Annotated in this window: 5 protein-coding genes; all 5 read left to right on the top strand. The window is 40.8% G+C overall.

The annotated features are described in order from the left end of the window. A partial coding sequence (locus C8N29_RS16890; protein WP_204509379.1) for a defense against restriction DarA-related protein occupies window positions 1-2,199 on the top strand: 2,199 nt, incomplete at its 5' end. A gap of 12 nt (window positions 2,200-2,211) precedes the next feature. Next, complete coding sequence (locus tag C8N29_RS15755) at window positions 2,212-2,580, top strand: hypothetical protein (protein ID WP_107867027.1); 369 nt, start codon at window positions 2,212-2,214, stop codon at window positions 2,578-2,580. A gap of 113 nt (window positions 2,581-2,693) precedes the next feature. After that, window positions 2,694-10,130: an LPD29 domain-containing protein gene (locus tag C8N29_RS15750; RefSeq protein ID WP_170107016.1), complete on the top strand. Its 7,437-nt coding sequence runs from the start codon at window positions 2,694-2,696 to the stop codon at window positions 10,128-10,130. 193 nt (window positions 10,131-10,323) lie between these two features. Beyond that, window positions 10,324-11,142 carry a P63C domain-containing protein gene (locus C8N29_RS15745; protein ID WP_107867026.1) on the top strand — a complete coding sequence of 273 codons (819 nt, stop codon included), beginning with the start codon at window positions 10,324-10,326 and terminating at the stop codon, window positions 11,140-11,142. 150 nt (window positions 11,143-11,292) lie between these two features. Beyond that, a partial coding sequence (locus tag C8N29_RS15740; protein ID WP_204509378.1) for a hypothetical protein occupies window positions 11,293-12,410 on the top strand: 1,118 nt, incomplete at its 3' end.

The following is a 12,410-nucleotide window of genomic DNA, read 5'->3' as shown; positions in this document are numbered from 1 at the left end:
CAAAAGAAGCAAGGCGGCTATTTTGATGAACACAAAATCATGCTTGGCTTTTTATCGCAACAGCAAGCCATTGACACCTATCAACACTGTTTTGAGCGTGGCTGGACAGGCTTAATGAGTGTTGTGCCTTGCACGATTGAGCAGCTTAAATGGTGGCTTGCTAATGGTGATAAATCACGACCTGTCACGGTGAATCGTTTGCCATACGCAGGATTAGAGCGTTTGGACAGCGTGATTTGGGGGGGGCAAGAAGGAACAGATTTAGCCAGCCATAGTGGCCAAGTACATAAGCTGTTATATCAAATACGCCAGTCTGATAATTCACACCATGCTTTAGAGCCGATGTTATTTACTGACATGGTTCAAGAGTTAGGTAATCAAGGTTTTGTGTACGAAAACTATGATGCTTTAGTCACGGAGTACAACAAATTAGAGCGTAAAGCCCAACAATTATTAACCGTGATGCAGGCGGCAACAACAGCCGTTAAACCTGTGCGTGTGGTGGTCAGTAAGCCATTAACTAAAAATGGTGTGGCAAATGTGATTGCATGGTTTGAAATGGATGATGGTCAAGCCGTGGGTGTATTTTTTCACAATCCCGATAAGAACCCTAAAAAACTTGATCCTACTGATGAGATGATTAGTTATAAGTGGGTACTTAACAAAAAAGACATCACTATTGCTGTTGCCCCAGAGCAAGGTAAAGACTTGAATGTTCGTACTGTTGCTAAACGTATTATGCAGTTAGTTGATAAAAACCATGATCGGTTTATGAAAGCCAATAGTGCTAAAGCAGAGCTAAACATCAAAGAGCAAGACTTAAATGCTCAAGTGATTGCAAAGCAAAGTCAGTTAGATATGCTTAACAAAGATATTGAGGCGTTGGAGGCGCAAAAAGCGGAGAAAGAGGTTAATAAACCAGTTATTGAGCAAACTATAGAGCAAGAACAGGAACGCCCAGCCGATTACCGAACTAATTTAGCCAATGCGCGTGCTGTTGCTAAGTCTTTAGGCATTGAGACTAAAGGTAAGAAGCTAGATAGATTACTCAAGGATATTGCTGTTTTTGATGAGAACGAAGTCAAAAAAGAGTTATTGGCTGAGTTTAAGGCTTTGGCTAGTCGTTTGGTGTTGCCTAAAGGTTATGTGTTTGACTTAACCGATGCTGAAAAATCTATTGATAATGCAGGTTATCTTAGTTTATCAGCATGGATTAAAAAACAAGGAAAAACCGACACAAATTCAATTCGTGTTGAACTTAGAACAGTCCCACGAGATAGTTATGGAGAGATGACTATTTCTAATTTTGTTTTTATTTACACAGATGACCAAAAAACTAAAAAGGATTTTGAAAAATTTGATTATCAAAAATTTGGAGATATTGGCGGAAGCAGTCCTAAAACGCCTAAAGCGATTGTTGCAAAAATGGAAGACTTTTTGACTAAAGCCATATTCCCTAAAATTGAATATCTTAAAATCGTAAATAGCACCAATGTTGATTCAAGCAAATTATCAGAGATTGGTATTGCTGAAATCACAGATATAGGCGATGAAAATCTTTATTTTGAGAAAGATGGCAAGTATTACGTTAGCAAAGTAGGCAATCCACAATTATACGCATTAGGTGAATGGGATTTTGCAAAATATCCTGATGGTAAGTTTTTTTCGCCTGAATTGAGCAACAAAAAATCAGTGTTTGAAGCCTTAACACAATACGGTTGGTCTTTAGATGCTGTATCAGGGGGTATTAGCAAAAAATTTGCAGGATTGGCGGAAGCTGGGGATATTAGTGATGGCTCGCGCATATTGTCAGCCTATTTTGATTCAAGAGAGCGTTATTTAGCTGTTACCGATAACAATGCGCCGACAGGTGGTGCAATTATCACTGAGACAGAAATTGATTTGCGTGATTATGGTTATAATGTCAAGTCTTTTGAAAAAGCAGCCAAGGCGTTTAACGAAAAAGTGGAGGCTTATGTGCTTAAACGTCGTGAACTTGTGAATACGCCAAAATCTAACCCCGACCGTGATTACTTACAATCTATTATTGACGGTAAAGCAGACTTGTCTAATGCTGACGAAATCGAGGCCAAACTGACTGATATTGGTGATCGTTTAAATGCAGAGCTAGAACCTCTTTTTGAGCAAGCAGCCGAAGCCTTTGCACAATATGCCATTGCACAAGCAGCCACGGTTTAAGAGGGAAATAACATGAATGTTTTACAAAAAGTTAAGTTAACAAAAGAGTTGTTAAGTTTAGTTGCCTCTTTGAAAGGTGGGCAACTAAAAGCACTTGATAAAGTCAAAACGACTAAGCGAGTGCTTGAATTAGTTGATTTGTTGGGTGGTAAGGCACAGGTTGAAAATACACCAGAATTACAAAATGAACCTAAAGAAGATAAAAACATCTTTTTACGTCAAATTGTGAATGATGAAATTAACGTATTTACTGAACAAGCCAAGCTATCCGATTTAGAGTTGATTGATGCTGAAAGTGTGGATCCTGATCTTTTAAGTCAAGCCGCAGTAAATGCAGCAAGACAGGTTCTTAAAGGTTTAGGTCAGGTAGTATTAAATTAACTTGCGTAAAAGCCCCAATCATGGGGTTTTTTAGTGTCTGTAACCTATCAAAAATCACCCTATAAAACACAATTAAACTAACTCAAGTTTTTATTTTTTGCTTGAGTTTTTTTATGTCTGCAATCGCACCAATCCTAAAAGCCATACGTGCCGTATTAGCCAATAATACAACCGATAATGTAACTGCCCTTGCAACATTGGCAGGCTTAAAAATAGAAGCAGCTACAGCCAATGTACAATTTGTTGAGCATACCACCAAAAAAGGTAAGGTTATCCGTGGCGTTGTCCGTACAGATTTAAGCTATGGCGAAGCTAAAGCCATTGATGAATTTACATTTAAAAAGGATGGCGGTTGGTTTATTCGTGAGAAGTATTTAGGCTTAGAGTCACAGGCCGTTACTACTCAGCAAACACCAACAGAAACACCCAAAAATGAGCCTGTAGCAATCGTTGAAAGTGATACCTTGGTCAGTGATGATGATAACAACATCAAAGCATTAGAGCTTAAATTTAAGCCAGCCTCGCAAAAATATAAAAATCCACAAGTAAGGTTAGAGACAAAAGAGGGTGCGAAGCTACTCAAAAAGACTTTAACTAAATTATTTCCTGATACCAAGTTTAGTGTGACCATGAGCCGTGGTACAGCTTATGGCAGTGTAAGTGTGTCATGGGTAGATGGTGCGTCATACGATTTAGTTGATGTGATTGCACAGCATTTTAGAGGCAATGGCTATGATGGTATGAGCGATTCTAGCTATAACTTGAATGCGCTCAATGCAGATGGTCAGATTGTTGATTATGGTTTGGGTTATGTCAGCATTAGCAGAGGTTATAGCCGTGAATTTTTAGAAAAGCTGCAATCATCATTTTCTGATATGTTGAAAACCATGATAAAGGAAGAAGGTGTAACCATTAAAGGAAGTGGTGATAGTTTTTATTTTGATGCCAAAGAAAATTGGACAAGAGATGGTATTAACAAAGCAAAATCAAGTCATAGCACACATAAATATAACTTTGGTAATACGCCACAAGCGGCCAATGATGAGCCTGTCACGACTGATAAACCACAAGAGTTTTTAGCAGGCTTATTAAAATACGCACAAGAAAAAGAAGAAATTTTTGTTGATGAAAATAACAATAAGCATCGCAAAATAGAAAAGTCAGTCATGGGGAAATTTTTACCTTGGCAGTACAACAAATACCGTGAGTTATTTGGTATTGCAAGGACTGTGACTATTACTTCAAATGAAGAAAAGTATGAAGGCATTAATCTGACGGGCAAATATGTCAGTGAGTCTAATAATTACTATGCTTTTTCTATTCGTTATGAGCCTATTGCTGATGAGGGGGCCAATAGTCTTTATACAAGTTTGCAGCCCCCAGAGTTTGTCAGTATAGAGCAACAGCGTGAGCGTCAAACACAAGAAAAATTAGCCAAAGCTCAAGCAGGTATTGATAAATTATCTATTGGTGTAAAGCGTGCTTTAGCCCATGAGATTTATAAAGAAGAAATGGAAAAACAAGGAAAGTATGTGGATGGTAGCTATCCAGCCATGTTAAAGCCTAATGATATAGCTGACATGGTTGCTTATTACATTGATAAAGCACGAAAAGAACCACGTTATAAACACATAGCAATTACTAACTATGCTATGTCAAAAGACTATGAATTAGACAAAAAAGCATTAAAACAGCTAACTATGGCAGGTTTATATAAAGATGATTATTTAGATAAAAATACCTTAGTTCCACAAATATCGCCAACTAATGAAGCTCCACCAACTTACACGCCAAAAGGTGAAGTACAAAATCCACATCAAGAATTAGCAGATACATTAAAAGTGTTTGGCTGGACAATAGAACCCTTTAATAATCAAAAAGGTGATGTTTTCGCATCAAAAGACTTTGAAGTTGACTACAAAGATAAGCAGATTAAAGCAAAGGCAACATTGCGTAAATGGCTTGAAAACTCACAAACTTTGACAGCTTATGCTAATGAGTTGGTTTTGATAAACGATGCTAAAGCAACGATTGATACTAGCCATTTTTGGATGCGTGAATTTGGTGAACAAAGAAAGATAATTAGTGATTTAGAGGCAGCTTTACGCTATTTCTTAATAACTAATAGAGATAAATTTTTACAAGGTGAAAACAATGTACCAAGTACCAGCAACGCTATGGAATCAAATAGCGACAACACAATCAGCACTAATCAAAAACAAAGTGCTGAAAATGGCAATGCAAATGAATCAGGCGAACTTGGACGTTTGGCTAGACCGCCAGTCAACGGACTTGATGCGCGAGGAGGAAGTGAGCGAGACAGTGGCCTTAGCTTACCAAAAAATGATGGTATTGGTGTCGGAGCGAGAGGCGATACAAGCGTTTCTGATGGAGCAGGAGAGCGTGGAGTTGGAGCAAGCAATACCACCACTAAGAGCAGCCGAAGCAGCCGCACTAATGAGTCACGAACACCTACTAACAGAGAACGAGATAGCGCAATTGTACGCACTTCTACGAGAGCTGGAAGCGTAACCCAAACCGCTAAAGAGGCGGAACAGTTAAAAGCAGAGAGTACACCGACCCAATGGGGCAACGCTGCAAACATTGATAAAGCATTGCCCTATTTATTGCCTGAGCAGCGCGATGACGTAGCAAAGCTAGAAAAGCGGTTAATTGAAGAAAATAAAAATGGGATGCTGTTTACCAATGGCACAGGTACAGGCAAAACATTTACAGGTTTAGGCGCGGTAAAGCGTTTTGCTAATGCAGGTAAAAAGAACATCTTAATTGTGTCCATGAATGACAAAATTATTCGTGATTTTATTAAGTCAGCCAAAGCACTTAACTTAGATATTCATCAATTAGACGGCATCACTGACAACGGCAAAGATAAAATTGTTGCCACAACCTACGCAAATATGGCTCAAAACTTAACACTAGGCTTGCGTGATTGGGATTTAATTGTTGTTGATGAAGCCCATAACCTCATGCAGGGCGAAAAAGGCGAAGATACCAACGCATTAGCTAAGTTGCGTGCCTTGTCAGGTCATCATGCAGGGTTTAGTGAATGGGTAAAAATGCGTCATGCAGATAAAGACCCTAAGCCAATTGGCGAAAGTCCAGAGACAGGATTGCCCATCTATAATCAAGATGAAGTTAGTGCTTGGGAGGCTTTTAAAAAGCCATTACGCGAACAATGGCAAAAAACATGGGCAGAACAACCAAAAGGCCGCACAAAAGTTATCTTTTTAACAGCAACCCCCTTTAGTTATGTCAAAACATTGGATTGGGCAGAGGGCTATTTGTTTGATTTTGTGCCGCCAGCCGATAAATTTAGCAATAAAACAGACACAATGGGCTTGGCTTATAATTCAGGTGGTGCGTATGAGCGTTTTTATATGTCAAATTTTGGCTATAAGATGCGTAATAACCGATTAACACGTCCAAACTCTAAGGTGGATGTTGGTATTTTAGAGCGTAAATTTGCTGAGAAGTTAAAAAAAGAAGGGGCAATGTCTGGCCGTGAGTTGTCAGTGCCATTTGATTATGACCGTAAGTTTGTGTTAGTTAATAGCAAAATCGGCGAAAAAATTGACGAAGGATTTAATTATCTATGGGACACCAAAGACAAAGACGGTAAAAGCAAATACAGTGATTTATCAAGAGCGATTAATAAACGTTTTGATTATTTAGCACGTTTACAATTGCTTGAAGCTATTAAAGCACAAGAAGCCATTGAACAAATTAAAAAGCACTTGGCTTTAGGCCGTAAAGTGATTGTATTCCATGACTACAATGTCGGTGGTGCAACCAATCCCTTTGTGATGAAAGGATTCTCAGGCGATGATGCGTCAGCAGTAGAAGCGCAATACAATGACTTTAAGCGTGAACGTCCTGATTTAATCAATCTTAAATTAGATATACCAGCTCCATTAGTTACCTTACGCAAGGCTTTTCCTGATGCCTTAATGTTCAACGGTACAATATCTAAAGGCCAACGTGCCAAAAATGCAGACCTTTTTAATAGTGATGATAGTAACCTTAACTTAATGATTGCCCAATCAGATGCAGCCGCTACAGGTATCAGTTTTCACGATACAACAGGCAAGCATCAGCGCGTGATTATCAATATTGGTATGCCGACAAAGCCAGCCAAACTACGCCAAACCGAAGGCCGTATTTATCGTGTAGGCCAAGCCTCTAATGCGATTCAACGCTATTTAACTACTGGTACAGGTTGGGAACGTAGTGCCTTTGCTCAAAAGATTGCAGAACGTGCTGAGACTGTCGATAACTTGGCTCAAGGTGAATCAGCAGTTGTTAGTATCAAAGACGCATTAGTCCGTGCCTACGAAGAAGCTGAATACTTTGAACCGTCATTAATGGATGGCATTGGCGGTAAAGCCTATGATGAAGAAAATAATCGAGTCATGGCCTTATCACCCTTTGAACGTGCCAAAACGGAATACTGGGTTAAGCAAAAAGTAACCGCAAAACGTAGTGAACGTGAGGGCAAAGAGTGGTATGCAACGCCTGAGCCTGTTGGCTTGTTTATGGTTAATTTGGCTGGGGCGCATAGTGGTGATGACATATTAGAGCCAAGTGCAGGTGATGGCGCAATTGGCCGTTATATGCCAAGTGATGCCAGTGTTACGTTTATTGAGCCAAGCGAATCATTGGCAAGCCGTGCGCGAATGAATAACACTAACGCCAATGTGATTGTTGATGACTTTGAAAGTCATGGCTCAAACAACAAATACGATGCTATTGTGATGAATCCGCCTTTCGGTCAAGGTGGAAGCATAGCCATTAAACACTTGATAAAATCCTTTGAGCATTTGCGCGATGGTGGGCGTGTTGTTGCGTTATTGCCTGTTGGCAAAATGGATGAATTGATTGCGAAATATCAAGACAATGGTTATTTCAAAGATATTTACACGGTAGCCGAATTTACATTACCAAGCTCAACCTTTGAAAATGCAGGTACTCGCGTTAATACTAAGATTCATGTTTTTGAGAAGCATGAATTAAAGCAGGATGTGCCTCAAGGCGTTGTTGTCAAAGACTTATCACATTACGATGATATTAGCCGTCTTTTTGATGCGATTGAAAATATCAGTATCAAACCACGGAAACCGCGTCTTGATGAAGCCTTAGCCGAGTATGGTATTGCTGTTTACCCTAACCGTAGCAAGTATATTGTCACAGGCGAAGGCTTAAAACGTAAAGATATTGTACGTGCCTTATTTTCAACTTTTGACACCCCTAACGCTGATGGTGATTATGTTGACCAATACAATAGAAGTAAGATGTATTTGCAAGTGCTTAAACGCGAAGGCATCCCAACAATGGCGCAATTTAATCAAGGATTAAGCGCAAATAATTTGCCGATTAAATACCAGCAACACAACAATAAATTTAACACTTGGGATGGTGTGGGTGATATTCCTGATTGGGTGAGAGGGGCGATCAGATATGGCGGAAAATTAGAAGATTTTGCTGTGGAAAAGCCTGTTTATGATGCGGTTAGTGATGCTGACCCTAAAGCAGTTATTGTGGCTATTCGTGCGGTATTAACCAAGGCTACGCCTGAAAATATGCAGTCTTTGGCAGACGTTGCTGGATTGAAGATTGTTAAGACTAAAGAGCAAATAGATATATCCATTGAAGAAGCTATTAAGAACTTAGAGTGGGTTGATAAGGCAGACCCCATTGCTAGTATGAAAGGCGATGAAGTGCCACGTTTTGACAAAGTAAAATTACTGACAGAATGGGTAGGCCATCATTGGGAGGAGCAAACAGGCGGTAAGGTTAATCGTGAGGATTTAGGCGAAGTTGTGGTTGATACGAAAGCAGCAAAATACTCTGCTAATCATGGGATGAATGCCATTAAAGCACAGGCTTTTTATTTAGTGCCTGACGCATTAAAAAGTGGGGTGTTACTTGGACAGTTACCAGTAGTTAAAGGGAAGCCAAAAGCATTTATTATTGCCGCGCCTGTCTCTATTGATGACAAGGTTTATAGACTGCTTATAGAGGTAAGAAGTGACGCAAATATGCAGCGTTTATATGTGCATGAGGTGGTGTTGAGGGAAATATCGCCTTTGCATGGTTTCAAAAGCGGTGCTGATTCCGAAGAAGAGCAGCCTTCCGCCCATGCAAGAGGCGATATTTACAATTTTATGCTCAATTTGCGTAAAGCTCAAGCAGAGAAAAAGCCTCTCTCCGCGCCAGTTGCACCTGTGATAACACAGTCCACCGCTGAAACGTCAGAAACGTTCGGAGAGCAGGTAATAGACGACACCAATCACTTTGACGACATAGGTGGATTTAACTTTACGCCAGCCATAGACCTTGACCAAACACTCAAAGCCATTAAAGAAACGCTTGCCAATGGCAGCTATGACAACATCAAACGCCTTGCTACGCTTGCAGGATTAACGCTAAAAGAGCCTGAGCCTGATGTTGAGTTTGATATGTTTGGTGAACCTATCAACCAAGACTTTGATTTGTTTGGCGACCCTATTCAAGACGGTGATGAATCACCTGTTGAAGAATTGCCACGCTTAGTCGTGGTTGAGCTGCCTTTAGACAAATTAACCTTGTCTGACGATGTGCCTCAGTTCAAGAGTGGTGCAGATGGTGAGTCGGGTGTCGTTGAAGCGTTAGGTGGTAAATTTGATCGGACTGGTGTTGCGCCCATTCAAGTATGGGAACGTACTGACGGACGTTTAGAGATTATCTCAGGCCGTCACCGTACTGACTTAGCACGCCGTAGTGGTGAAAAAACTATCCCAGCCCAAGTACACAAAGAATCAGAGGGCTTTACCGCTAAGCAAGCCATGATGCTTGATGCAGAATTAAATATCCGTGATGGTCAAGGCAAGGTAAAAGATTATGTTGATTACTTTACCCATAGCGAAATTAGCGAAGATGAAGCCGAGCGTAGAGGACTGATAGCGCGTTCTATTGGTCAACGTGCCTTTATTATTGCTAGTAAAGGCAGTGAGGAGCTAAAAAACCAACACCGTAACGAGATTATCAGCGACCAAGCGGCAGCCGAAATATCAAGCATTGCCCCTAATAACAGTGCCATGCAAGCGGTTGGTTTGCGCGTACTAAACGAGCATAAACCACTCAATAACGCCCTTAATACTATTAAGGCAGTTATGGCATTGACCCGTGAAAAAGGCCAAGAACCTGATACTTTTGACTTGTTTGGTTTTGATGATAGTGCGTTAAAAGAAGCCGAAGCAATGGCGCGTATTGCCAGTCGTAAGCAACGACAAATAGCTGAACAATTAAATGCGATTAAAGGTGCAGTTAAAAATCCTAAATTGGCGGCTAAACATGGCGTAGTAGTTGAAAATGAAGCCGATGCCTTGGCCAAGGTCCAAACCATGACCGCGCAAAAAGCACGTTGGGATAACTGGTCGAGTCATGCCGATTTATTGGCCGAAGTCCGCAAAGAGTTAAACGATAAACTTGATTCTTTGGATTTTGACGATGACGATTATTATTGGTTATGCCAAGAGGAGCTGGCGGCCTGATTAAGCGTTTAGTGAGTGGCCCACCCTAAAAAGTGGGCTTTTTTGTGGCTGTTCAAAACGTAACCCTGTCAAAAATGCCTATTTTTTGTCATTACCATAAGTACCGCAGACTAGGGTAGCTCCCGAAAAGGCGGAAGACTTCACACCACCGACCGCATGTCTGCACCCTTCTTGTGGTGTGTGGGTGTGTAGTATGAGTAATGTTCTTAAAATAGATTTTAGTGGTCAGGCTTATAGTTTTACTGATGCAGGTTGGTTTAATGCAACAGAGGCGGCAAAGCGTTTTGGTAAAGAGCCGTTCGACTGGCTTAATCAACGCGATACAGTTGCCTATGTTTGTGCTTTAGCAAAACGTCAAAGCAATTCCGATTTTGTGCAGGAATTAAAAGAAATCAATAACTTAGATGGAAAGAGTGCCGTTTCTCGTGCGCGATTACTGGCATTAGTCAAAAAAACTGGTTTTGTTCGTACAAGAGCAGGTGCGCCTGAGACAGGTGGTGGCACATGGTTACACCCGAAATTAGCCATAATTTTTGCGCGTTGGCTAGATATTGATTTTGCTATTTGGTGTGATGAGCAAATAGATAGTATTGTTCGTGCCAGTTACGAACCTCCCAATATGATTAAGTTGCTGTTAGCAGACACAGTATCTGAGTGGGAGTTACGTTTTCCACCTAGCTACTATCAGGCATTGGCAAAAGTGACTAAGACAAATTACAAAGGTCATAGTCACGGCACTCCATCTGTGTTTGGACAAATTACGCTTAAATGGATTTATAGTGAAATTTTACCGCCTGACGTACTGGCAGAAGTTAAGGCGCGAAAAAAAGACAGCGAAAAAATGCACCAATGGTTAAGTAAAGGTGGTGAAAAGCAACTTGACCAACAGATTACCAAAATTGAAGTGATTGCCTCTTCTTCGGTTGATTATGACGATTTTGCCGCAAGATGTATGCAATCATGTAAAGCGACTGGTCAGTTACATTTAGTCTTATCTATGCAGTCCAATTAATCACATACATAATAATCATAACAACGCCTTTAATTAGGCGTTTTTTACGCCTTTCAAAAATGTAACCCTCCCCAAAACTCCCATTTTTATTGTGTCAGCATAAGTCTATCCAAACAAAAAACTCCGATTACAGACATCGAGGATAGATTTATGCCAGAACGTATTTATGCCAGTGCTAATACAGCCATCATTGGTGAATATTTTGCTGCTGCTCAAGCCCGTTTAGCCGATGGTGCAAAAACGGCAAAAGATGTGTTTGATTCCGTGAATCAAGACAACGCCATTGCAACCCCCAAAGTGTTAGATGACTTATTGGGCAAGTTAAACGGTTTTGAATTACAAGTTTTTGACTCGGTGATGGGTGGGGCAGAAAGCTATCGTGCTGCTCATGGTTGTGATGCGCCTGCCGATTTAATTGAGCAAGCATTACATAATGCCTTGTCCTCACAAATGGCTTTAAAAGACCTGAATATCCGTCTTGACTCTGCAACTGAATCTCACATGGATGCGTATAGCCTACAGCCTAATCGTGCCATTGTGTCGATTATGTCGGCAATGGCCGAAGCCATTCCCTTTGCAGGTTATTTCCCTGCCGATATTAAATCTAATGAAGCGAAATCGTTAATTTTACATAACCGCGCCAAGTCAAATTGGGGTGGTTATAGTGATGGTGGGGCGATTGATGGCACATTCAACGGTCAGCCTTATATGATGGCCAACCGTTTAATTGGGTTAACTACCAGCAACCAAACCAACTATACAGGGACAGCACGTAGTCAGTATTTAGGCGATAGTCGTTTGAATGTTGACCCAGCCAGTCCCGCTCTAAAATTAATGGCAGGTCGTACACAAATTTTAGTTAACGGTTTTTATGCCGCTGCTGATATGCGTAACGGCTCAATCAGTGGCACAACTGCAATTAGTGGTGGTACGTTGATTGGTTCTACTCAATATGCCATTAGCGGTACGGTGAATAATGACACAGGCGCGATTGCCATTGCCTTTGCGCCAGCGTTGCCAAATAACACTCAAGTGGTTGCCGAAGTCATTATTGATTACGAACGTGATCCTGACAAAATTCCGTCTTTTGGTTTTGAAGTTGAAGCGTATAGCTACATGGCCAGTGGTATGCGTGCGATGACGGAGTTGACCATTGACTCACAAAGCCAAGTTCGCAATGAAATGAATTTAGACCCAGCCTCTAACAGTTTATTTAGCTTGCGTACTCAATTAACCAATGAAAATCATTACTACGCTTTGCAGCTTGG

Source organism: Agitococcus lubricus, from assembly GCF_003051055.1.
Lineage (GTDB): Bacteria > Pseudomonadota > Gammaproteobacteria > Pseudomonadales > Moraxellaceae > Agitococcus > Agitococcus lubricus.
The sequence above is the reverse complement of the archived record's forward strand: the minus strand, read 5'-3'. Positions and strand labels throughout refer to the sequence as shown.

Excerpts from the sequence above, each read along its gene's own strand:
- C8N29_RS15755 (WP_107867027.1), top strand. The coding sequence starts at position 2,212 with ATGAATGTTTTACAAAAAGTTAAGTTAACAAAAGAGTTGTTAAGTTTA.
- C8N29_RS15750 (WP_170107016.1), top strand. The coding sequence starts at position 2,694 with ATGTCTGCAATCGCACCAATCCTAAAAGCCATACGTGCCGTATTAGCC.
- C8N29_RS15745 (WP_107867026.1), top strand. The coding sequence starts at position 10,324 with ATGAGTAATGTTCTTAAAATAGATTTTAGTGGTCAGGCTTATAGTTTT.